The organism is Streptomyces sp. NPDC018019, assembly GCF_044327805.1.
Taxonomy (GTDB): domain Bacteria; phylum Actinomycetota; class Actinomycetes; order Streptomycetales; family Streptomycetaceae; genus Streptomyces.
Window position 1 is genome coordinate 117,894 of record NZ_JBIRGD010000014.1, and the last position, 21,348, is coordinate 139,241.

Annotated in this window: 21 protein-coding genes; 12 read left to right on the forward strand and 9 right to left on the reverse strand. The window is 74.4% G+C overall.

All coding sequences use genetic code 11. The features are described 5' to 3' along the window. Positions 1-30 precede the first annotated feature (30 nt). A complete protein-coding gene (locus ACH4FX_RS23265) occupies positions 31-396 on the forward strand; it encodes a darcynin family protein (RefSeq protein WP_398481842.1) in 366 nt (121 codons plus the stop codon). Between the two features lie 101 nt (positions 397-497). On the opposite strand, the gene ACH4FX_RS23270 is transcribed toward ACH4FX_RS23265, so the two are convergent. Further along, on the reverse strand, positions 498-1,265 hold the full coding sequence (locus tag ACH4FX_RS23270) for a peptidyl-tRNA hydrolase (protein WP_398481844.1): 768 nt from the start codon (positions 1,263-1,265) through the stop codon (positions 498-500). Positions 1,266-1,351: 86 nt separating this feature from the next. Here ACH4FX_RS23270 and ACH4FX_RS23275 point away from each other — a divergent pair, with 86 nt between their 5' ends. The 4 genes from ACH4FX_RS23275 (at position 1,352) to ACH4FX_RS23290 (ending at position 4,075) form a co-directional block, all read left to right on the forward strand. Continuing rightward, entirely contained in the window at positions 1,352-2,029 is a 678-nt protein-coding gene (locus ACH4FX_RS23275) for an AIM24 family protein (RefSeq protein ID WP_398481846.1), read from the forward strand. A gap of 138 nt (positions 2,030-2,167) precedes the next feature. Then, complete coding sequence (locus ACH4FX_RS23280; protein ID WP_398481847.1) at positions 2,168-3,172, forward strand: ATP-binding cassette domain-containing protein; 1,005 nt, start codon at positions 2,168-2,170, stop codon at positions 3,170-3,172. Continuing rightward, positions 3,169-3,837 (forward strand): ABC transporter, encoded by a 669-nt coding sequence (locus ACH4FX_RS23285; protein ID WP_398481849.1) that lies wholly within the window; start codon positions 3,169-3,171, stop codon positions 3,835-3,837. Before ACH4FX_RS23280 ends, ACH4FX_RS23285 begins: the two co-directional genes overlap by 4 nt. 61 nt (positions 3,838-3,898) lie before the next feature. Continuing rightward, positions 3,899-4,075 (forward strand): hypothetical protein, encoded by a 177-nt coding sequence (locus tag ACH4FX_RS23290; protein WP_398481851.1) that lies wholly within the window; start codon positions 3,899-3,901, stop codon positions 4,073-4,075. Positions 4,076-4,123: 48 nt separating this feature from the next. Here the strand turns inward: ACH4FX_RS23290 and ACH4FX_RS23295 are convergent, their stop codons facing one another. Further along, positions 4,124-5,491, reverse strand: coding sequence for an alkaline phosphatase PhoX (locus ACH4FX_RS23295; RefSeq protein ID WP_398481852.1), 1,368 nt, complete (start codon positions 5,489-5,491; stop codon positions 4,124-4,126). 182 nt (positions 5,492-5,673) lie between these two features. Then, positions 5,674-6,801, reverse strand: coding sequence for a cell division protein ZapE (zapE, locus tag ACH4FX_RS23300; protein WP_398481854.1), 1,128 nt, complete (start codon positions 6,799-6,801; stop codon positions 5,674-5,676). Between the two features lie 356 nt (positions 6,802-7,157). Here zapE and ACH4FX_RS23305 point away from each other — a divergent pair, with 356 nt between their 5' ends. Beyond that, on the forward strand, positions 7,158-7,868 hold the full coding sequence (locus ACH4FX_RS23305) for a pyrimidine reductase family protein (RefSeq protein WP_398482069.1): 711 nt from the start codon (positions 7,158-7,160) through the stop codon (positions 7,866-7,868). Between the two features lie 147 nt (positions 7,869-8,015). Then, the gene (locus tag ACH4FX_RS23310) at positions 8,016-8,549 is read left to right on the forward strand and encodes an indole-3-glycerol phosphate synthase (RefSeq protein ID WP_398481856.1); all 534 of its coding nucleotides are present in this window, start codon (positions 8,016-8,018) and stop codon (positions 8,547-8,549) included. Here ACH4FX_RS23310 and ACH4FX_RS23315 read toward each other — a convergent pair. Next, the gene (locus ACH4FX_RS23315; RefSeq protein ID WP_398481858.1) at positions 8,515-9,261 is read right to left on the reverse strand and encodes an ABC transporter ATP-binding protein; all 747 of its coding nucleotides are present in this window, start codon (positions 9,259-9,261) and stop codon (positions 8,515-8,517) included. The genes ACH4FX_RS23310 and ACH4FX_RS23315 overlap by 35 nt on opposite strands. A gap of 358 nt (positions 9,262-9,619) precedes the next feature. Continuing rightward, positions 9,620-10,756: an ABC transporter permease gene (locus ACH4FX_RS23320; protein WP_398481860.1), complete on the reverse strand. Its 1,137-nt coding sequence runs from the start codon at positions 10,754-10,756 to the stop codon at positions 9,620-9,622. 241 nt (positions 10,757-10,997) lie between these two features. On the opposite strand from ACH4FX_RS23320, the gene ACH4FX_RS23325 reads away from it, so the two are divergent. The 4 genes from ACH4FX_RS23325 (at position 10,998) to msrB (ending at position 14,870) form a co-directional block, all read left to right on the forward strand. Further along, positions 10,998-12,251 carry a sensor histidine kinase gene (locus ACH4FX_RS23325; protein ID WP_398482071.1) on the forward strand — a complete coding sequence of 418 codons (1,254 nt, stop codon included), beginning with the start codon at positions 10,998-11,000 and terminating at the stop codon, positions 12,249-12,251. Beyond that, positions 12,248-12,922 (forward strand): response regulator, encoded by a 675-nt coding sequence (locus ACH4FX_RS23330; protein ID WP_398481862.1) that lies wholly within the window; start codon positions 12,248-12,250, stop codon positions 12,920-12,922. The genes ACH4FX_RS23325 and ACH4FX_RS23330 overlap by 4 nt, the downstream gene beginning before the upstream one ends. Positions 12,923-13,041: 119 nt before the next feature. After that, positions 13,042-14,445, forward strand: coding sequence for a UDP-N-acetylmuramate--L-alanine ligase (gene murC, locus ACH4FX_RS23335; RefSeq protein WP_398481864.1), 1,404 nt, complete (start codon positions 13,042-13,044; stop codon positions 14,443-14,445). A 17-nt stretch (positions 14,446-14,462) separates the two neighbouring features. Further along, positions 14,463-14,870, forward strand: coding sequence for a peptide-methionine (R)-S-oxide reductase MsrB (gene msrB, locus ACH4FX_RS23340; RefSeq protein ID WP_398481866.1), 408 nt, complete (start codon positions 14,463-14,465; stop codon positions 14,868-14,870). A 61-nt stretch (positions 14,871-14,931) separates the two neighbouring features. Here the strand turns inward: msrB and ACH4FX_RS23345 are convergent, their stop codons facing one another. Further along, positions 14,932-15,837, reverse strand: a complete 906-nt coding sequence (locus ACH4FX_RS23345) for a metallophosphoesterase family protein (RefSeq protein ID WP_398481868.1) — start codon at positions 15,835-15,837, stop codon at positions 14,932-14,934. Between the two features lie 83 nt (positions 15,838-15,920). Beyond that, positions 15,921-17,459, reverse strand: a complete 1,539-nt coding sequence (locus tag ACH4FX_RS23350; protein WP_398481870.1) for a PucR family transcriptional regulator — start codon at positions 17,457-17,459, stop codon at positions 15,921-15,923. Positions 17,460-17,672: 213 nt separating this feature from the next. Between ACH4FX_RS23350 and ACH4FX_RS23355 the strand changes: the two genes are divergently transcribed. Next, on the forward strand, positions 17,673-18,206 hold the full coding sequence (locus ACH4FX_RS23355; protein WP_398481872.1) for a type 1 glutamine amidotransferase domain-containing protein: 534 nt from the start codon (positions 17,673-17,675) through the stop codon (positions 18,204-18,206). A gap of 43 nt (positions 18,207-18,249) precedes the next feature. Here the strand turns inward: ACH4FX_RS23355 and treZ are convergent, their stop codons facing one another. Together treZ and ACH4FX_RS23365 are read right to left on the reverse strand one after the other, a co-directional pair. Then, positions 18,250-20,184: a malto-oligosyltrehalose trehalohydrolase gene (gene treZ / locus ACH4FX_RS23360; RefSeq protein WP_398481873.1), complete on the reverse strand. Its 1,935-nt coding sequence runs from the start codon at positions 20,182-20,184 to the stop codon at positions 18,250-18,252. A gap of 49 nt (positions 20,185-20,233) precedes the next feature. Then, the gene (locus ACH4FX_RS23365; protein ID WP_398481875.1) at positions 20,234-21,160 is read right to left on the reverse strand and encodes a GNAT family N-acetyltransferase; all 927 of its coding nucleotides are present in this window, start codon (positions 21,158-21,160) and stop codon (positions 20,234-20,236) included. Positions 21,161-21,348 lie beyond the last annotated feature (188 nt).

The following is a 21,348-nucleotide window of genomic DNA, read 5'->3' on the forward strand; positions in this document are numbered from 1 at the left end:
CCTGCACCTGTCGCCCTGGAGGCATCCATCATGTCCGCCGAGGAAACCGCGCCGCCCGTCACCGCCTTCATGCTCATCAAGACCACGCCCGAGTGGCTCGCGATGACCCCGCACGAGCGGGTGAACGCCCTGGACACCCAGGTCATGCCGGTGGTCAGGGCCAAGACCACCGGTGTCCGGTCCCGCTTCTACGACACGGAGTTCTACTCCACCCGCGTCACCGACGTCTGGGTCTGGGAGGCCGACGACCACGACGCCTACCAGCTCCTCATCGACGCGCTGCGCGAAACCCCCTTCTGGGACCGCTGGTTCGAGATCGTCGACCTCCTCGTCGGCACCGAGAACGGCTACGCCCGTACCTACGACGTCGCCCCCGTCACCACCATCAGCACCTGAACCGACACCCGAACCGACACCCGAACCAGCACCTGACACACCGCCCGTCCCGGCTGATCGCCGACGCCCCCTGGCCCCGGTGGCCAGGGGGCACCCCCTCGTCAGCGGCCGTCGGCAGCCGGCCCGAGCCGCGCCCGCAGCGCCGGATGGTCGGCGACGACCGTGCACGAACCGGGCGCGATCTCCGTGAAGCCGGCGTCGCGGACCACCGGCAGGCCGCCGCGCGACAGCCGTTCCCACCGGTGCGGCGGGGCGGACCGTACGGCGAGGGGGAAGCCGGCCGCGCGCCAGGCCGTGCGTTCCGCCGTCGTCAGGTCCCACCAGGCGAGCTGCGCGCCGTGGCCCGCCTGGGCCATCGCCTTGCCCGCCGACATGTCGAGCTCGGGGTTGAGCCACAGCACCGGGCTCCCGGGGGCGGGCGGTTCGGGCGCCCGCGGGTCGTCCAGGTCGGTACCGGAGACCTGGAGCCGGGCCAGGTCCTTGGGCCAGCCGTCCAGCGGGACCGGCGGGAAGACCCGGACCTCCGCGTCGGCGCCGTGCACCGTGCGGCCCGGAAGCGCCGCGGCCCGGCGCCATTCCGCGCCGCGGGCCCGGCGCACGACCTTGCGGATGCGGGCGTCCTGCCAGTCGTTCACGGCTGCCGCCCACTCGCCGTCGCCGGTCGCGCGCTCGTCGGAGAGCAGGGTCAGGACGGCCCGTGCCGCTGTCTCCAGCGCGTCCGTACGGGCGGGTGGCGCGGCCCGCTCGATCCGTACGACGAGCGGGAGGACGTACTGCGGGGCGGCGTCCCGGTCGGTGTCCGCGCGACGGGCGGCGTCGGCCGCCGCGCCGGTCGGATCGCCGGGGCCGGCGAGGTCGGTGCTGGTCACGCGGACCAGTGTGCCAGTCGCCCCGGCGGGAGCGCCGTGGGCCGTCGCCTTGGCGGAGCGGAACGTTCCGGGTGATGATCCTGGCTATGCACAGCGACCTCTTCGCCTCCGAGAACGTGGTCACGCCGCCCTCCGCGCCCGGCATGACCCTGCAGAACGCCAAGTCGATCAAGTACGTCGTGGACGGTGAGTGCTTCGCCCGCCAGGGAGCGATGGTCGCCTACCGCGGCGATCTGCAGTTCGAGAAGCAGGGGCAGGGGGTCGGCAAGTTCCTCAAGCGGGCCGTGACCGGCGAGGGGATGGCCCTGATGGCGGTGCGCGGCCGGGGCGAGGTCTGGTTCGCCCACGAGGCCGCCAACTGTTTCATCGTCGAGCTCGCCCCGGGCGACGGCCTCACGATCAACGGCCGCAACGTGCTGTGCTTCGACCCGTCCCTGTCCTACGAGATCTCCACCGTCAAGGGCGCCGGGATGGCGGGCGGCGGCCTGTTCAACTCCGTCTTCACCGGCCAGGGCAAGCTCGGCGTGGTGTGCGAGGGCAATCCCATCGTCATTCCCGTGTCGCCGCAGGCGCCGGTGTTCGTCGACACCGACGCGGTGGTCGGGTGGAGCGCCTCGCTCACCACCTCGCTGCACCGTTCGCAGAGCCTCGGCTCGATGCTGCGGGGCGGCTCCGGCGAGGCGGTGCAACTGCGGCTGGACGGCGAGGGTTTTGTGATCGTACGGCCGAGTGAGCTGCGCCCCGAGCGGGCGACCGGGAACTGACGACGGCCGGACCCGACGGGACCGGGCGCGACGGCGCCGGAACCGGATACGGCTGCCCGGGGCCGGATGCGACGGCGAGGGCGCCAGTGGAAAGCGGGACGGCGGGGGACCGATGAGGCGGCATACGGCGGGGAGTTCATGAGGCTGGACGGGGTCGGGCGGCGTTACGGAGTGCGCGGGCCGTGGGTGCTGCGGGATGTCGATCTCGACCTGCCGCGGCGGTCCCTGGTGCGCGTGGAGGGCCACAACGGCAGCGGCAAGTCCACGCTGCTGCGGCTGCTGGCCGGTATCGACGCGCCCAGTACGGGCCGTATCACCGGCCGCCCGCGCACCGCGTACGTGCCCGAACGCTTCCCGGCCGCCCTGCCGTTCACCGCCGTCGGCTACCTCACCCACCTCGGCCGGGTGCACGGCCTGCGCGGCCGGGTGGCGGCCCGCCGCGCCACGGAGTGGCTCGAACGTTTCGGCGCCGACGGCCACGCCCGTACGCCGCTCGCCGAGCTGTCCAAGGGCACCAGCCAGAAGGTCGCGGTGACGCAGGCCCTGCTCGCCGAGCCGGAGCTGCTCGTCCTGGACGAGGCGTGGACGGGCCTGGACCCGGCGGCGCGCGACACCCTCGACCGGGCCGTGGCGGAACGCGTCGCGGCGGGCGGCGCGGTGGTCTTCGTCGACCACGATCCGCACCGCCTGGAGGGCGTGCCCGACGCGCGCTACCGGGTCGTCGGCAACCGACTGGACCGGCTGCCGGCCGGGACGGGCCCAGCGGCGGGACCGGACTCGGCGGCGCATCCGGACTCGGCCGGACGTCCAGGCTCGGCCGGACATCCGGAGTCGGCGGGGCGTCCGGGCCCGGCGGGCAACGGAACGGTGCCGTCCGGCCCCCAGGTGATCATCGAGGCCGAGGCCCCAGGAGGCACCGGCCACCCGGCCGCACCCGCCCTCGCCGGGCTGCCGGGCGGACCGTACGCCACTCCCGGCCCGGACGGCACGACGGTCCGGCTGGCCGTCGCCGCCGCCCACTCCGACGCGCTGCTGCGCGCCCTGCTCGCGGCCCGACCGCCCTGGCACATCCGTACGGTCGCCCCGGCGCCGTCGGCACCGCCCGCCCTTGACCCGACCCCCGACGAGAACCGGTACCCGTGATCCCGCTCCTGCACTACCAGTCGGCCCTGCTCCTGCGGTCGCACCGCTGGCTGCCGCCGGTCCTCCTGTACGTCATCTTCTTGGCGGTGGGCGTACAGACCGGCGGGCCGGTCCTCGACTCGTACGGCCTCGCCGCGGGCGGACTGCTGCCCGTCTCCGTGTGGCTGTGCCGGATCTGCGTCACCAACGAGCCACCGGCCGCCCGCGCCTGCGCCGCGGCGGCTGCGGGGCCGGGCAGGGCGCACCTCGCCGCGGTCCTGACGGCGGCCCTGTCGGCGACGCTCCTGGCCCTCGCCGCTTCCGGCTACGTGGCGCTCGTCGCCGACCCGCACGCCTCCGACCACCGGACCGCAGTCCCCGTCGTCGCCGCGTTCGGAGCCGGTCTGTCGGCGGCGCTGGTCTGCGTACTGCTCGGCACCGCCGTCGGGGCGCTCTGCAACCAGCCGGTACTGCGCAGCACCGGCTGGTCGGTCCTGTCCGGTCTGCTGGCCGCGCTCCTGCTGCTGATCGCGAGCGGCTCGCCCGCCAACGCCGCCGTCTCCGGCCTGGTCACCGGCTCCGCGCACGGAACGGTCACCCTGCCCTGGCTGCCGCTGCTCGCCACCGCCCTGATCGCGTCCGCGGCCACCGCGCTGGCCTGCCGTCTCAGCTCCCGCCGAAACTGACGGCGGCACCGAGGGCGCCTCGGGTCCGGGGCCCGGGCCGCCCGCGCGTAGGATCGCCCGTATGCCCAGCACCGACGACGAACGGACGGACCGCACGGCCGACAGGGCCGGCGGCCCGCCCTTCGCGGACTGTGTGCACTGCGGAGAGCCCACCGAACACCCCGCCGACCGGCCCGGCGCGCTGCTCTGTCCGCACTGCGAGTGGCTGGAGGCCCAGCGTTCGGCCTGCTCCGGCTAGGAGACGGGCCGCGCCGGGGACGGCCCCGGCGGACCCGCGTCTCGCTCCTCAGTCCTCCCAGGGCCCGGTGACCGCGAACGTCGTCCCCGGCGTGTAGCAGTTGACGTACATCGTCCGCCGGTCCGGGGAGAACGTGACGCCCGCGAACTCCCCCCACGAGGGCTTGTCGGGTGTGCCGAGGTTCTGCCGGCCGCGCGCCACCGGGTAGACCGTGCCGCGCCGGGTGAGGCCGAAGACGTACTGGGCACCGTCGCCGTCCTCGCACACCATGAGGCCGCCGTCGGGGGCCAGGCAGATGTTGTCGGGGGCTTCGCCGGGCAGCTGGACGTCGGTGCCCGGACCGAAGGCGGCCACGAGCGTCAGGCGGCGGGTTTCCGGGTCGTAGCGCCACACCTGGCCGTGGTGGTCGGCTGCCGAACCTTCCGCGCTCCGCGCGTAGCTGGAGACGAAGTAGACGCAGGAGCCGCCCCAGTAGCAGCCCTCCAGCTTCTGCGCGTGGGTGATGCCGCGCGGCCCGAAGTCCTGGAAGCGGACGGGCGTGTGCCGGGCGAGCGGGTCGGGCACGTCCACCCACTCCACGGGGCCGAAACCGGTGCCGGGCTCCTGGATGCCGGAGAGGTCCTTCACGTCCGGTACGCGCAGCGCCTGTAACCGTCCGCCGGCCCGCAGGGAGCCCCGCCCGCCGAGCGGCTTGGCGGGCCGGAAGCGGTAGAAGAGCCCGAACGGCTTGTCGAAGGCGTCCTCGGTCTCGTAGACCGTGCCGTTCCGGGGATCGATCGCGACGGCCTCGTGCTGGAAGCGGCCCAGGGCGGTCAGCGGTACGGCGCCGGTGCGGCGCGGATCGTACGGATCGACCTCGAAGACGAAGCCGTGGTCCTTGGTGTATCCGTCCTCGCCCGCCCGCAGTTCGGTCTCCTCGCAGGTGAGCCAGGTGCGCCACGGGGTGGGGCCGCCCGCGCAGTTGGTGGAGGTGCCCGCGATGGCGACGCGCTCGGAGAGCACGCGCTGGTGGCTGTCCAGCTCCAGCGCCGTACAGCCGCCTTCCCCCGCCGGGTCGTAGACGAGGCCCGGGACGGCGGGGACGGGGATCCGCGACGCGCGCCGGTTCTCGTGGTTGCGTACGAGGTGGACGCGGCCGTGCCGGCCGGGGAGGGCCGCCATGCCGTCGTGGTTGCTCGGTATGCGGCCCTCGCCCGAGGGCAGTCGGGCGCCCTCGCGGGACAGCACCCGGTACCGGAACCCTTCGGGCAGGTCGAGCAGACCCGCCGGGTCGGGTATCAGCGGGCCGTAGCCGCGCCGGCCCGCGCTCCGTGCGGCGGCGGTTCCGGTGAGGATCTCGGGAATGCTGCCGGCGAAGGCGATCGATACGCCCACTGCGCCGGTTCTTGCCAGGAGCTGACGACGTGTCGCGGACATGGGCGACTCCCTGCTGGCGGACAGGTGTGATGACCCGCCTGTGTGTACCACGCAGGTCGGCCGCCGGGAACCGGCCGTGCGCGGGTCCGGAACCCGGCCCGCCGGCCGGCAGCCTCCCCTGCGCCGCCGTTACGCCGGCCCGGCGTCACCGCGGCGGGCCGCCGCGCCCTGCCGTGCCCGCCTCACGCCTCCGTCAGCGGCTTGGCGTCCCGGGCCAGCGCCGTGAGCCGGGAGATGGCGCGGAAGTACTTCTTCCGGTAGCCGCCCTGGAGCATGTCCTCGCTGAACAGCGCGTCGAACGGCTTGCCGGCGGCCACCACCGGCACCTCGCGGTCGTAGAGCCGGTCCGCCAGCACGACCAGGCGCAGCGCGGTGGACTGGTCCGGCACCGCCTGCACATCGGTCAGGCAGACGGCCGTGATGCCGTCGCACATCGCCCCGTACCGGCTGGGGTGCACCTTCGACAGGTGGGCCAGCAGGGCGGGGAAGTCGTCGAGCGAGGCGCCGGGGGTGCGGTGGGCGACGCGGGTGACGGTCGCGTCGTCGAACGGCGGCGGCGCCTCGGGCAGGCCGCGGTGCCGGTAGTCCTCGCCGTCGATGCGCAGCGGCCGGAAGTGGGCGCTCAGGCCCTGGATCTCGCGCAGGAAGTCGGCCGCGGCGAAGCGGCCCTCACCCAGCTTGCCGGGCAGCGTGTTGGAGGTGGCGGCGAGCGCCACGCCCGCCTCGACGAGCCGGCTCAGCAGGCTGGAGACCAGGACGGTGTCACCGGGGTCGTCCAGCTCGAACTCGTCGATGCACAGCAGGCGGTGACCGCTGAGCGTCTGCACGGTCTGCTGGAAACCGAGGGCCCCGACCAGGTTCGTCAGCTCGACGAAGGTGCCGAACGCCTTCCGCGCGGGCTCGGCCGGGGTGGCGTGCCAGAGGGAGGCCAGCAGGTGCGTCTTGCCGACGCCGTAACCGCCGTCCAGGTAGACACCGCGCGGACCCGCGGGGGCCGCCGTCTTCTTGGGGCTCCGGCCGAACCAACGCCGCTTGCCGCCGCCGGACGCGTCCGTACCGCCGCCGATGCTCGCCGCGAAGTCGCCGAGGACCTGCACGGCCGCGGCCTGGCTGGGCTGGTTCGGGTCCGGGATGTACGTCTCGAAGCGCGCGCTCTGGAACCGCGGCGGCGGCACCATCTCCGCCACCAGGCGGTCGGCCGGGACGTGCGGCGCGCGCTCGGTGAGCGCGGCGGGGGCCGCTCCGGCCCCCTCGGCCGGCGGCCCGGCTATGGGGGAGGACTGGGACGACGAGGGCTGGGAAGGCGACACAGCCGTCCAGCCTAGCCGCTGTGCAGGGGGACTCGGCCGGATGAGCGAGGCATGTCACACTGCCGCCTATGCGACGCCTGTTTCCCATTCCCGCCCCGTACGCACGGCCCGCCGATTTCCCGGGCTCCGCCGGCACCGGGAATTCCGCCGTGCCCGCGTCCGCCCCGGGAACGTCACCGGAAACCCGTACCGGAGCCGCACCGGCAGCCGGCGCCGTTTCCGGTACCGCGGTTTCCGGCGCCCCGGATTCCGGTGGAGCCGATTCCGGTGGAGCGGGCGCCGCCGATTCCGGTCCGGCCGGTGGCACCGAATCCGGTACGGCCGCCGTCGCCGATTTCACCGACCGGCAGTGGAGCCTGGACGAACTGGCCGACCTCTACGCGTACCCCCGGATCGACGAGGGCGCGGGCTGGCTGCGCGCGAACATGGTCTCCTCGCTGGACGGCGCGGCCCACCACGAGGGCCGCTCGCAGCCGCTCTCCAGCGACGCGGACATGCGGATCTTCGGCGTGCTGCGCGGTCTGGCGGACGCGGTGGTCGTCGGCGCGGAGACGGTACGCAAGGAGGGTTACCGCCCGGCCCGCGCGCGCGAGGCGTTCGCCGCGCGCCGGGCCGCCGCCGGGCAGCCGCCCGCCCCCGCCATCGCGGTGGTCACCGCCGGCCTGGATCTGGACTTCACCCAGCCGCTGTTCACCGAGCCGCTGGTGCCCACGGTGATCGTGACCGGCGCCGGGGCCGACGAGGAGCGGGTGCGGGCCGCGCGCAAGGCCGGTGCGGAGGTGGTCTTCGCAGGTGAGGGGGCGGCCGTCGATCCGTCGCGGGTCGTCGGCGCGCTCGCCGGGCGGGGCCTGACGCGGCTGCTGACGGAGGGCGGGCCGCGGCTTCTGGGTCAGTTCGCCGGAAGCGGGGCACTCGACGAGTTGTGCCTCTCGCTGGCACCGCTGGTGGTCGCCGGGGACGCGCCGCGCATCATGAACGCGCCGGTGACCACCGTTCCGGAGACGTTCGTACTCGCGTCCGTACTGGAGGAGGCCGGTTTTCTGTTCACCCGTTACCGTCGGTCCTGAACAAAAGGCGGAATTGTTCGTTCCGCTTAGCTCCCGCTGGGCACACTAAAGGCCAAGGCCCCGTGTGGCGACGGGGCAGGATGGTTTCTGTTCGGTCCGCTCCCGGGGGGGGGCGGACCGCGAGAGAAGAGAAGAAGGGCGCTCGCCGTGTTCACGAGTGTATTGATGATCGAGAAGCCCCTGACGCCCGCCGACGTGGAGTTCGTCACCACGCTGCACGGCGACGACCAGGTCTCCTTCGTCGTCCTCATGCAGCCGCGCGGCAAGCAGGACCGCCTGCTCAGGGCCATCGACGACGTCGCACTGGGGGAGTTCGAGGACGCCGTACGGGAAGGCGACGAGCCGGAGGGCGCCCAGGCGGAGCCGCCCGCGGAGCGCGCCCTGTCCTACACCCTCGGCGCCCTGCGGGCCGCGGGCGCCGAGGCCGTCGGACAGGTCGTCGAGGACCACCCGCTGGAACTGCTGCGGTCGGTCGTCGACGAGACCGGCGCCGACGAGGTGATCGTGCTGACCGCCCCGCACTTCGTCGAGGAGTTCTTCCACCGCGACTGGGCCTCGCGCGCCCGCCACAAGGTCGGCGTGCCCGTGCTCAAACTGTTCTCGCACGCGCCCGACGACCCCGCCCAGGACGTGGCGCGGGACCGGACTACCGGCCCGGGAGGGGACTCGGCCGGGGGCTGAGCCGCCCGTCCAGCACGTCCACGACCGCGTCCACCGCGTCCAGGTGGGCGCGGTCGTGCGTGACGAGCACCGTCGCGGTGCCGCGCCGGCGCGTGAGTGTGCCGAGCAGGTCCAGGACCGCGGCGCCGCGTTCGTGGTCCAGCGCGCTGGTCGGTTCGTCCACCAGCAGTACGGCGGGCTCGTTCATCAGCGCGCGGGCGATGTTGACCCGCTGCCGCTGGCCACCCGAGAGCCGGTGCGGGCGGCGCGCCGCCTGGTCGGCCAGCCCCACCGCGTCCAGCAGGTCCAGCGCCCGCTGACGGGCCGCCCGCGGGGGCCTGCCGTCCAGGTGCGCCATCACCTGCAACTGCTCCACGGCCGTGAGGGAGGGCAGCAGGTTGGGCTGCTGGAAGACCATGCCGACCCGGGTACGCCGCAGCGCGGTCAGCTCGGCCCGGCGCAGCCCGGCGGTGTCCGTACCGTCGATCACCACCCGGCCGCGGTCCGGGGTGATCAGGGTCGCGGCCACCGCGAGCAGGCTGGACTTGCCGGACCCCGAGGGGCCGACCACGGCGGTCACGGTCCCGGCGGGCACGGTCAGGCTCACGTCGTCGAGAGCGGTCAGGCGGGCGGCGCCGTCCGGGTAGGTCAGGGTGATGCCGGACAGGACGAGACCGGCGGGCGGCCGGGCGTCGGGACCGGTGCGGGGGGTGTGCGCATTCATGGTGTCCATCGCTGGGTCGTGGGTTCGGCAGAGGATCGCAGGGGTTTCGTCCGGTCTTTCGCGCCGTGGTGTTCCGGCGGACAGGCGGCCCGGAACGGGAGTTTTCGGACCGGAATCCGCTATGCGGAGCGGTATCTCCGGGGTTTACGGCCGGTGCCTGGCCGGGGCTCACGGGTATGCCGGGGGTATGTCTCCGGTATGCCGGCGCTATGTCGTCGGTATCCCGGCGGGAAGTCGTCGGTATCCCTGGCCGCTCGGAAATTGCTTCCGGAATAGGCCACCGGGGCGCTCCCACGGGCGCGGAACGGCATCACGGATATCGCCAGCATGGAAAAAGGCCGGGCGCGAACCGCATGCCACACCGGGTTCACCGGGCGCTGCCCAGTGCGGTCAGCGGATCGACGGCGGTGATGCGGCGGATCGACAGCGCGGCGCCCACGGCCCCCAGCGCGATCATGATCAGGGCCGGGACCAGGACGGTGGCCGGCTCCAGGACGAACGGCACGGTGCCGCCGACCGCCGCGCCGACCGCCGCCGCGACGGCGGTGCCCAGGCCCGTACCGATGACCAGCAGCACCACCGCCTGCCCGAGCGCGTCGCGCAGCAGGTAACGGGTGGCCGCGCCGAGCGCCTTGAGCACCGCGATGTCACCGCTGCGCTGGATCGTCCAGACCGTGAAGAACGCGCCGATCACCAGCGCGGAGATGGCGAAGAGGAAACCGCGCATCAGCTGGAGGGAACCGTTCTCGGCGGTGTACGAACCGATGGCGCGCAGCGCCTCGCCGGTGGTGACGGTACGGGTGCCGAGCCGCCGGTCGGCGGCGGCCAGGCCGGTGTCCGAGGAGGTGGTGAGGGCGACCACGGTGGCCGCGTCCGCGTCGCCGGAGCCACGGGAGCCCGCGGCACCACGGGCTCCGGAACCGCCGCTTCCGGCGCCCGCCACCCCTGCCCAGTCGCCCAGCGACGTCCACACCACCGGCGTGTGGCTGTACATCGCCTCGCCCGACACCGCGGCGGCCGTCAGCTTCCGCCCGTTCAGCGTGAAGGTGTCCCCGGCCCGTACGCCCAGTTCGTCGGCGGCCTTCCGGGACAGTACGGCCGTACCGTCCGCGATCCGCCCGGCCGACGGCGCCAGGTCCGAGCCCGGCCGTACCCCGAAGGCGGACAGCGCGGCGGTGCGCTGCGCCGCGCCGGCACCCGCCGTGGCCTTGCCCGTACCGATCCCCAGCGGCTCCGCCGCCGTGACGCCCGGCACCCGCGCCCACGCCTCCCAGGTCCGCCGCCCGACCCGCGAGTCGGCGAACGAGACGTCGCCGTCGCCCGCCGGGGCGGCGAAGGCGAGGCGGTCGGCGGGCAGCGAGGTGATCGCCGAGGTGTTCTCCCGGCCCAGGCCCGCCGTCAGCCCGGACAGCAGCCCCACCAGCACCGTGATCAGCACGATGACGGTGCCCATCAGGGCGAACCGGCCCTTGGCGAATCTCAGGTCTCTCCAGGCGACGAACACGGGTTCCCGGCCATCCTTCCGTCCGGCGCCGGGCCCGGTGCCCGGCGGCTGCTCCCACCGTCGCCGGGGAAGGGGGTGCCGGGCATCGCGCCCGGGAGTGGTTCGCCCGGATCGAAAGGCGAGGTCCGCCGTCAACCTTTTGATTGATGCCGGTACGGGTGCGGGGGCCTAGCCTGGAGGGGCCGTGACTCCGCATTCCCTGACCCCCGCCCTGCGGGTGCTGCGCGTCTGCCTGCACCTGATGGTGGCCGCCCTGCTGGCGCTCGCCGCCATGCGGGCCGTGGCCGACCACAGCGCGAACGCACCGGCCGTCGCCGGTACCGCCGTCCTGCTGCTCGCCGTGTACGCCGTCGGGCCCACGCTGCCCCCGGTCCGCGCCTCCACGGCCGCCGCGGCGCTCTGGCTCGCCGCCGTCATGGCGGTCTGGGCCGTCCTGCTGGTCCTCACACCGCTCGGCGTCTGGCTCGCCTTCCCGCTCTTCTTCGTCCAGCTCCACCTGCTCCCGCTGCGCTGGGCGCTGCCCGCGGTCCTGGTCACCACCCTCGTCGCGATCGGCGGGTTCGGCCGGCACACCCACACGCTCACCGTCGGCACGGTCGTCGGCCCCGCGCTGGGCGCGGCGGTCGCCGTCGCCGTGGTCCTCGGCTATCAGGCCCTGTACCGGGAGAGCGAACAGCGCCGCCGCCTCATCGAGGAGCTGACCGCCGCCCGCAGCGACCTGGCGGCCGCCGAGCACGCCGCCGGGGTGCTCGCCGAGCGCGAGCGGCTGGCCCGCGAGATCCACGACACCCTTGCGCAGGGCCTGTCCAGCATCCAGCTGCTGCTGCGGGCCGCGGAACGGGGCGTTCCGTCGCGGCCGGACACCGCTGCCGCGCTCGGCCACATCCAGCAGGCCCGGCAGGCCGCCGTCGACAACCTCGCCGAGGCCCGCCGCTTCGTACGGGCCCTGAGCCCGCCCGACCTGGAGGCCGGGTCGCTGCCCGCCGCCCTGGAGCGGCTGTGCGCCACCACCGCCCGCTCCGCCGGACTGGCCGTGCACTGCCAGGTCTTCGGCACGCCCGTCGAACTGCCCACCCCGCACGAGGTAGCGCTGCTGCGCATCGCGCAGTCCGCGCTGGCCAACACCGTCCGGCACGCGGGTGCCGGCCGGGCCGAGCTGACCCTCTCCTACATGGACACCGAGGTCGCCCTCGACGTGGTGGACGACGGTACGGGCTTCGCAGCCGACCGGGCGCCGGGGCCGGGCGCCGGACCCGCCGCGGGCACCGGCTTCGGGCTCGCCGCGATGCGGGCCCGCGCCCGCGCGCTGCGCGGCACGCTGGCCGTGGAGTCCGCGCCGGGCGAGGGGACGGCGGTCGCCGTCACCCTGCCGTACCCGCAACCGGCCGCCGGGCACTCGGGCGCGGCCCCGCGAGCCCCCGGCGACCGCAGCCAGCACCCCGACCGTGCCTCCGACCCCCGCCCCGACACCCCTCCGGAACAGGCCACCGCGTGACCCACCGTCCCGAGACCGCCACCGGCTCCCGGCCGCCCGCACCCGCCGCCATCGGTCTCCTCCTCGCCGACGACCACCCGGTCGTCCGGGCCGGGCTGCGCGCCGTCCTGGAGACCGAACCGGACTTCGAGGTCGTCGCCGACGTGCCCACGGCCGAGGAGGCCGTCGAACGGGCCACCCGCCCGGACGTCGACGTCGTCCTGATGGACCTCCAGTTCGGCGGCCGGATGCTGGGCTCGCAGGCCACCGCCGCCATCACCGCGCGCGAGGGCGCCCCGCACGTCCTGGTCCTGACCACGTTCGACACCGACGCCGACATCCTCGCCGCCATCGAGGCCGGCGCCACCGGCTACCTCCTGAAGGACGCGCCGCCCGAGGAGCTGGCCGCCGCCGTGCGCGCCGCCGCGGCCGGCAAGTCCGCCCTCGCCCCGACCATCGCGCTGCGCCTGATGGACCGGATGCGGGCGCCCGCCACCGCACTGTCCCGCCGGGAGACCGAGGTGCTCCAGCTCGTCGCCGACGGCCTGTCCAACGCCTCGATCAGCAAACAGCTCTTCCTCAGCCAGGCCACGGTCAAGTCCCACCTGGTGCACATCTACGCCAAGCTCGGCGTCGACTCCCGTACGGCGGCGGTCGCCGCGGCCACCGCGCGCGGGCTGATCCGCCGCTGATCCGCCGTCGGCCGGGGGCCCGGGCCCGGTACCCCCGCCGCCCGGCACGGACTGTCGGTGCCGGGTGCGAGAATCGTGCGCGTACGGACCGCAGAGATCGACGAGCAGGAGACTGACGCATGGCACCGGCCCCGGGCATCCCCGACGCGATGGACCGACCGCACTTCATCGGCATCGGCGGCGCCGGGATGTCCGGCATTGCGAAGATCCTCACCCAGCGCGGCGCCCGGGTCGCGGGCAGCGACGCCAAGGAGTCGGCGACCGCCCGCGCCCTGCGCGACCTCGGCGCCACGGTCCACATCGGCCACGCCGCCGCCCACCTGGCCGCCGACGCCACCAGCGTCGTCGTCTCCTCCGCCATCCGCGACGACAACCCGGAGCTGGCCGCCGCCCGCGAGCGCGGCATCCCCGTCGTGCACCGCTCCGACGCGCTCGCCTCCCTCATGGACGGCCTGCGCCCGATCGCCGTGGCCGGCACCCACGGCAAGACGACCACCACCTCCATGCTGGCCGTCTCCCTCGCCTCCCTGGGCCTGTCCCCGTCGTACGCGATCGGCGGCGACCTGGACGCCCCCGGCTCCAACGCCGAGCACGGCACCGGCGAGATCTTCGTCGCCGAGGCGGACGAGAGCGACCGCAGCTTCCACAAGTACGCGCCCGAGGTCGCCATCGTCCTCAACGTGGAGCTGGACCACCACGCCAACTACGCCTCAATGGACGAGATCTACGAGTCCTTCGAGACCTTCGCCGGCCGCATCCGCCCCGGCGGCACTCTCGTCGTCTCCGCCGACCACCCCGGCGCCCGCGAGCTGACCTCCCGCCTGGCCGGCCGCCTCGACATCGAGGTCGTCACCTACGGCGAGGCCGAGGACGCCGACGTACGGGTCCTCAAGATCAACCAGCGCGGGCTGACCAGCGAGGTCACCGTCGCCCTCGCCAACGGCAAGATCCTCACCTTCACCGTCTCCGTGCCCGGCCGGCACTACGCCCTCAACGCCGTCGCGGCCCTCGCCGCCGGCGCCGCGCTCGGCCTCCCGCCGCACAACCTGGCCTCCGCGCTCGGCACGTACACCGGTGTCAAGCGCCGCCTCCAGCTCCAGGGCGAGGCGGCCGGCGTCCAGGTCATCGACTCCTACGCGCACCACCCCACCGAGATGACCGCCGACCTGGAGGCCATCCGCGGCGCCGCCGCCGGCTCCCGCGTCCTGGTCGTCTTCCAGCCGCACCTCTTCTCCCGCACCCAGGAGCTGGGCACGGAGATGGGCGAGGCGCTGGCCCTCGCCGACGCCTCCGTGGTGCTCGGCATCTACCCGGCCCGCGAGGACCCGATCCCCGGCGTCACCAGCGCCCTGATCATCGACGCGGCCCGGGCCGCGGGCGCCCGGGTCACCGCCGAACCCGACCAGGCCGCGGTCCCCGAGGTGATCGCGGGAATGGTGCGCCCGGGCGACCTTGTTCTCACCATGGGCGCGGGCGACGTGACCGAACTCGGCCCGCAGATCCTCGCGCGCCTGCAGAGCTGACCGGAGGAGAGCAACTCATGCCGTACGAGATCGACAAGCCGGACGAGCAGTGGCGCGCCGAGCTGACCCCGCAGGAGTACCAGGTCCTGCGCCAGGGCGGCACGGAACCGGCCTTCGTCGGTGAGTACACCGACACCAGGACGGCGGGCGTCTACTCCTGCCGCGCCTGCGGCGCCGAACTGTTCCGCTCGGAGACCAAGTTCGAGAGCCACTGCGGCTGGCCGTCCTTCTACGACCCCAAGGACACCGACGCCGTGGAACTGCTCCAGGACCGCTCCCACGGCATGGTCCGCACCGAGGTCCGCTGTGCCCGCTGCGGCTCCCACCTCGGCCACGTCTTCGAGGGCGAGGGCTACCCGACCCCGACCGACCAGCGGTACTGCATCAACTCCATCTCGGTACGGCTGACACCGGACGAGGGCTGAGGCCCGGGGCCGCCGGGCCCGGCACGGGACCGGTCCGGCGGCCGCACACCTCCCGGCCCCGTCAGAACCCCGGCGCCCGCGCCACCGCCGGCAGGATCTGCACCAGCTGCCCCGGGGCCGCCTTGCGGCGGCGCCACTCGCGTGGGTAGCCGAGCGACACCTCCACGTGCGGGATGCCGTCCACCTCGATGGTGCGCGGAATGTGCAGGTGCCCGTAGACGACGGAGGCGGCGCGGAAGCGGCGGGGCCAGTCGGCGGTCGTCTCGGTGCCGCACCACAGGGCGAACTCCGGATGCCACAGCGGGGCGGTCGGCTCGCGCACCACCGGCCAGTGGTTGACCAGCACCGTGGGCAGGTCCCCGGGCAGGGCGGCGAGCCGGGCCTCGGTGGCCTCGACGCGGGCCCGGCACCAGGCTTCCCTGGTCGGGTACGGGTCCGGGTGCAGGAAGAACTCGTCCGTGCAGACCACCCCGGCCTGCTCGGCGACGGCCAGCGCCGCCTCCTTGGTGTGGGTGCCGGGCGGGCGGAAGGTGTAGTCGTACAGCGCGAAGAGCGGGGCGATCACGACCGGGCCGCCCTCGCCCTCCCACACCGGGTAGGGGTCCTCGGGCGTCAGCACGCCCAGCTCCCGGCAGATCGCCACCAGGTGCTCGTAGCGCCGCACGCCGCGCAGCTGTACGGGATCGTTGGACGGCGTCCACAGTTCGTGGTTGCCGGGCACCCAGATCACCTTGGCGAAGCGGCGGCTGAGCACGGTCAGCGCCCAGCGGATGTCCGCGACGTACTCGCCGACGTCCCCGGCGACCAGCAGCCAGTCGGCGTCCGACGTGGGCCGCAGCCGGTCGACGATGGCGCGGTTCTCCTCGTAGCGGATGTGCAGGTCACTGATGGCCAGCAGTCTGCCGGGGGCCGCCCCTTCCCGGTCGGCCTCGGCGGTGCGGTCTCCTTCGGAGCATGGGGTCTGCATCCCCTGACGGTAGGACAGGAGGCGGGGCCGTGGACATGCAGGGGGGGTGGACTGTTGGACACACCGGGGCGCGGGCGCGGTGCTCAGAACGGTCCGGGGCCGCCAGCCGGGAGGTCGCCGCCGCGCCGGATACGGGTGGCCAGCCACAGGTCGAAGCGGTCGTCGGGGTCGTCGAGCCGACGCCCCGTCAAGTCCATGGCCTTGTCGAGCCGGTTGCGTACGGTGTGCCGGTGCACGCCGAGGCGGCGGCTGGTCGCGTCCCACCCGCCCCCGGACTCCAGCCAGGCCGCGAGCGTCGTCAGCAACTCCTCGCCGTGCTCGGCGAGATCGAGCGGGCCGAGCACGGCATCGGCGTAACCGTGCAGCGTACGGCGGTCGCCGAGGTCCAGCAGCAGCCGGCTGGCCGCGCTCTGCCGGGCCTCCTCGGGCACCCCGCTCGCCCGGCTGACACCGAGCAGCCCCGCCGCCTGCCGCAGGGAGACCCGTACCGTCTCCGGCGGGGTGAGCGGGCCGATGCCCGCGGGACGGCGCGGCGCGAACCGGCCGAGCACGTCCCGGACGTCCAGGCCAGCGCCCACCACGGCCTCCACGAGTCCGCTCTCCGCGACCCGGACCAGGCCGCCGGGCACGGCCAGGGCCAGGTCGGCGGCGATGTCCTGCGGGCCGCCGTCCGCCGGGCCGCCGGCCGGGGGCTCGACGACGACGCCGCGCACCCGGTCGTCGTGCAGCCCGGCGGCGGCCAGGATGCCGTGGGCGCGGCCGGCCGCGCCCTCCTCGTCGGACAGCAGCTCCGCGAGCAGCGCCGACCTGCGGCGGCGCTCCGGCTCGTCCATCAGGTGGCGGCGCTCCAGCTCCAGGGAGAGCAGCGAGACCAGGCCGGGGACGACGGCCCGGGCCGCCGCGTCCGGGGCGCCGGTGAGCAGCAGCAGGCCGCGCAGCCGCCGGGCGCCGAGCGGCTGTACTTCCAGCTGACGGCCGCCGGCCGTACTGGACGCGCTGCCGCGCAGGCCGCGGGCGGCGACCCGCTCCACTAGGTCCCGCGCCGCCGCCGGCGGGGTCCGCTGCCCGCCGCCCGTGGCGAGCAGCCGCCCCAGCGGATCGAGCACCGTGGCGCCGACCCCGGTGGCGGCGGTCCACTCCTCCAGCATCGGCTGGAGGCCGCTGTCCGTCGCCGCCGCGGTGAGCCGCCGCTGCGTCGCGAACGCGCGCTGCAACACGGCGCGCTGCTCGTCGGCGCGCGCGTCGAACACCGCCTTGGTGACCGCGATGAACGGCACCTCGTCGGGCACCGTGAGCAGCGGCAGGCCCGCTTCGCGCGCGGCGTCGACCAGCGGTGCGGGGGCTTCCTGGTACGGGAGTCCGCGGCCCAGCCCGAGCGCCAGGCAGGCCGCCCCGCCCTCGGTCACGTCCTGTACGTACGCCCGGCAGGCCGCCGGCTCCATCGGCAGTACCAGGCCGATGGTCATCAGCAGCTCGCCGCCCTGGAGCCACTTGCCCGGATGCAGCAGGTCGGAGACGGTCGCCGCTTCGACCGCACGGTCGAGCTGTCCCGCCGGGACGTCGTAGGTGACCGACAGGTTCAGCTCCGGCCGGGTGAGGAGGTCGGCGATACGCAGGGGCATGGACACAGTGTCCATCAGGTGAAGCCACGGTGGACGGTCAGGCCACAGGGCTCGCTGTTCCGTTTGCGGGGCGACGCATCCCGGTACCCGCTGTCCAAGGACGTATCACATCCCATTTGGCACGTTTTTGCCCTGTTGTGACCGGGGATGCGAAAAGAAGACCGCAGAGGGAACACCCTTCCTACGCAAGACGAACGCAAAGGATGAACGGCCATGCAGGTGGCGTTTCTCGTAGCACCCGAAGGCATCGAACAGGTCGAGCTGACCGAACCGTGGCAGGCGGTGATCGACGCGGGCGGCACCCCGAAGCTGGTCTCCACCGAGTCCGGCCGTGTACAGGCTTTCCACCACCTGGACAAGGCGGACACCTTCCCCGTCGACCAGACCGTGGACCAGGCGCAGGTCGGCGACTTCGACGGGCTGGTGCTGCCCGGCGGCGTCGCCAACCCGGACGCGCTGCGGATGGACGAGAAGGCCGTGGCGTTCGCCCGCGGCTTCTTCGACGCGGGCAAGCCGGTCGCGGCGATCTGCCACGCGCCGTGGACGCTGATCGAGGCGGACGTGGTCCGCGACCGTACGCTCACGTCCTGGCCGAGCCTGCGCACGGATGTCGAGAACGCCGGCGGCACCTGGGTGGACGAACAGGTCAAGGTCTGCACGGGCGGCCCGAACAAGCTGATCACCAGCCGTAAGCCGGACGATCTGAAGCCGTTCTGCGAGACCTTCGTCGCGGAGTTCAAGCGCTGACGTCGGCGGGGTGCACTCGCCGGGCCCCGTGCGGGGGCACGGGTCACCCCTCCTCCAGCACCACCGCGGCCGACTCGGGCGGCAGTCGCAGCACGCCGTCCGGGCCGGCCGCGACGCCGTTCCGCGGGGCGGCGGAGCCGGTGCCGCCGGAGGCACCCGAGACGTCCGGGGCATCCGGCCACGCCGCGAGCACCCGCGCCCGCCCCCTGCCGCCCGGCACCTCGGCCGCACCGGCCCCGGCCAGATGCACCACCACCCGCACCCGGCCGCGCCGCAGGGACAGCCAGCGGGCCTCCTCGTCGTACGTGACCTCCGTACGCGTCATGTCCGGGTCGGTCAGCTCCGGGCGGGCGGCGCGCACCGCGAGCAGCGTGCGGTACCAGGCCAGCAGGGCGGCGTGCGGCGCGCGCTCCGGCTCCGACCAGTCCAGGCAGGAACGGTCCCGGGTGGCCGGGTCCTGCGGGTCCGGGATCTCCGACTCCCGCCAGCCGTGCTCGGCGAACTCGCGGCGGCGCCCCCGCCGCACCGCTTCGGCCAGCTCCGGGTCCGTGTGGTCGGTGAAGAACTGCCAGGGCGTACGGGTCGCCCACTCCTCGCCCATGAACAGCATGGGGGTGAACGGGGCGCACAGCACCAGTGCGGCACCGCAGGCGACCAGGCCGGGGGAGAGGCCGGCGGCCCGCCGGTCGCCGAGCGCCCGGTTGCCGATCTGGTCGTGCGTCTGGGCGTAGGCCAGCAGGCGGTGGGCGTCGGTGGCGTGCCGGTCCAGCGGGCTGCCGTGCCGGCGCCCGCGGAAGCTGGAGTACGTACCGTCGTGGAAGAAGCCGCCGGTCAGGGTCTTGGCGAGGGCGGCGAGCGGCGCGCGGGCGAAGTCGGCGTAGTAGCCCTGGGACTCACCGGTCAGCGCGGTGTGCAGGCTGTGGTGGAAGTCGTCGTTCCACTGGGCGTGCAGGCCGTGGCCGCCGCCGGAGCGCGGCGCCAGGATGCGCGGGTCGTTGAGGTCCGACTCGGCGATGAGGAACAGCGGGCGGCGCAGGTGTGTGGCGAGCGCGTCGACCGCGCTGGACAGGTCGGCGAGGAAATGCCGGGCCCGGGTGTCGTGCAGGGCGTGGACGGCGTCGAGCCGCAGACCGTCGATCCGGTAGTCGCGCAGCCAGGCGAGCGCACTTCCGATGAAGTACGCGCGGACCTCGTCCGACCCGGGCGCGTCGAGGTTGACCGCCGCGCCCCACGGGGTGTGGTGGGTCTCCGTGAAGTACGGCCCGAAGGCGGGCAGATGGTTGCCGGACGGGCCCAGGTGGTTGTGCACGACATCCAGGACGACGCCCAGGCCGTGCCCGTGTGCGGCGTCCACGAGGCGCTTGAGCCCGTCCGGGCCGCCGTACGGCTCGTGCACGGCCCAGGGGGCGACGCCGTCGTACCCCCAGCCGTGCGTCCCGGGGAACGGGCACACCGGCATCAGCGCCAGGTGGGTGACGCCCAGCCCGGCGAGGTGGGGCAGGCGCTCGACGGCCGCGTCGAAGGTGCCGGCGCGGGTGAACGTGCCGGTGTGCAGCTCGTACAGGACCGCGCCCGGCAGGGGACGGCCGCGCCACGCGTGCCGCCAGGCGAACCGGGCGTGCTCGACGACCGCGCTCGGCCCGTCCGGCCCCGCGGGCTGCCGGGCCGAGCGCGGGTCGGGCAGGAGCGGGCCGTCGTCGAGGCGGAAGCCGTAGCGGTCACCGTGGCGGGCCGGTACGTCGGCCCGCCACCAGCCCGCACGGCCGGGGTCGCGCTCCATGGGGACGTGCTCGGTGGGCTCGGCCCCCAGCGGGACGTACCCGGTCGCCACGGCATGTCCCGTGGTCAGCGCACCGTCCGCCGTACGGCCGTCCGTCCGCGCGCCGGCTCCCGCCGGGCCGTCCTCCGCGCGCCCATGGGGCGACACGAAATGCAGCGCGACCCGTCCGGCGTTCGGTGCCCACACCTCGAAGAGCACGGCGGTCCTCCTTCGTCCGGTGCGCGGACGGGGAGAGCCCCGTCCGGCCTCAGACGAAGAATGCCCGCTCCTGCGTCATCGAGTAGCCCGCCTTGGCGAAAGCCGCCGCCATCGGGACGTTCGGCTGGTCCGTTTCGCCGATGATCGTCTCCGCGCCGTGCGCCGCCAGATGGCGGGTGCAGTCCACGAGCAGGTCGTAGCCGTACCCCCGGCCACGGTGTTCCGGCACGATGCCGATGAACCCGATGACCGGTGACTGGAGGTTGCGGGCCGGTACGTGCAGCCCGACGACCTCGCCGCCCCGCCCGGGGCCCGCGGCCCAGGCGACCCGCCACCAGTCGCGGGGCGACGGGCACCAGGTGAAGAAGTCCAGTTCCTCCCGCGCGGCCTGTTCGACGCCGCCCTCGGCGACCGCCTGCCGGGCGTGGGCGTCCAGCGACCCGGTTTCGACCCGCCGCAGAATGTCCAGGAACACACCGTCGTCCGGCTCCGGCCGGAACACCAGCCGTCCCGGCGGCTCGGGCAGACCGCACGCGGGCGTCCAGGTGTAGCGGAACCGCTCGACGAGCGGCGCGAGCCCGGCCGCGGCGGCCACGTCCATCCGGGCGCGGGCGGCGTCCCGTACGGCCTCCTGGTCCCGCCAGCCCGGCGGCAGTTGCAGGACGTACTCGGCGTGCAGGGGCGCGGCGCGCAGCAGCCGGACCGCGGCGCCCGACTCGCCCGGCGCGAAGTCGAGCCAGTCCAGGGCGATCGGCCGGGCGTCGTCCGGCCCGCCCCACCAGGCGGCACGGGCCACCACGACACCGTCGCGCAGCGCCACCCGGGACCACTCCGGGCGGTACTGGCCGCCCTGGGCGCAGGTCGCGTGGCGCCGGCCGAAGGGCAGGGGGCCGACGAGGTCCGTGGTGGGGTCGTCCAGGGTGTGGAACAGATGCGCGTCGTGCTCTTCGAGCGCGCGGAAGACCAACTCGGTCATGATGTCCTCTCGGAAGGCGGTGAACGCGCTCCCGATCGGCTGCGATCAGCCGAGAACAGCCCGGCGGACGGGACGGGAGCGCGGGTACGGGTACGTCGTCACGGCTCTCGCCTCCTCTCCTGCTTTCGGGCCGACGGCGATCGTAGCCGGAGGCCGGGCGCGGTGCCACGGTTTTCCGCCGCCGGCCG

Excerpts from the sequence above, each read along its gene's own strand:
- ACH4FX_RS23315 (WP_398481858.1), bottom strand. The coding sequence starts at position 9,261 with ATGGACACCATGAATGCGCACACCCCCCGCACCGGTCCCGACGCCCGG.
- msrB (WP_398481866.1), top strand. The coding sequence starts at position 14,463 with ATGCCGTACGAGATCGACAAGCCGGACGAGCAGTGGCGCGCCGAGCTG.
- ACH4FX_RS23350 (WP_398481870.1), bottom strand. The coding sequence starts at position 17,459 with ATGCCCCTGCGTATCGCCGACCTCCTCACCCGGCCGGAGCTGAACCTG.
- ACH4FX_RS23355 (WP_398481872.1), top strand. The coding sequence starts at position 17,673 with ATGCAGGTGGCGTTTCTCGTAGCACCCGAAGGCATCGAACAGGTCGAG.
- ACH4FX_RS23325 (WP_398482071.1), top strand. The coding sequence starts at position 10,998 with ATGGTGGCCGCCCTGCTGGCGCTCGCCGCCATGCGGGCCGTGGCCGAC.
- murC (WP_398481864.1), top strand. The coding sequence starts at position 13,042 with ATGGCACCGGCCCCGGGCATCCCCGACGCGATGGACCGACCGCACTTC.
- ACH4FX_RS23275 (WP_398481846.1), top strand. The coding sequence starts at position 1,352 with ATGCACAGCGACCTCTTCGCCTCCGAGAACGTGGTCACGCCGCCCTCC.
- ACH4FX_RS23290 (WP_398481851.1), top strand. The coding sequence starts at position 3,899 with ATGCCCAGCACCGACGACGAACGGACGGACCGCACGGCCGACAGGGCC.
- ACH4FX_RS23345 (WP_398481868.1), bottom strand. The coding sequence starts at position 15,837 with ATGCAGACCCCATGCTCCGAAGGAGACCGCACCGCCGAGGCCGACCGG.
- ACH4FX_RS23365 (WP_398481875.1), bottom strand. The coding sequence starts at position 21,160 with ATGACCGAGTTGGTCTTCCGCGCGCTCGAAGAGCACGACGCGCATCTG.
- ACH4FX_RS23280 (WP_398481847.1), top strand. The coding sequence starts at position 2,168 with ATGAGGCTGGACGGGGTCGGGCGGCGTTACGGAGTGCGCGGGCCGTGG.
- ACH4FX_RS23295 (WP_398481852.1), bottom strand. The coding sequence starts at position 5,491 with ATGTCCGCGACACGTCGTCAGCTCCTGGCAAGAACCGGCGCAGTGGGC.
- ACH4FX_RS23265 (WP_398481842.1), top strand. The coding sequence starts at position 31 with ATGTCCGCCGAGGAAACCGCGCCGCCCGTCACCGCCTTCATGCTCATC.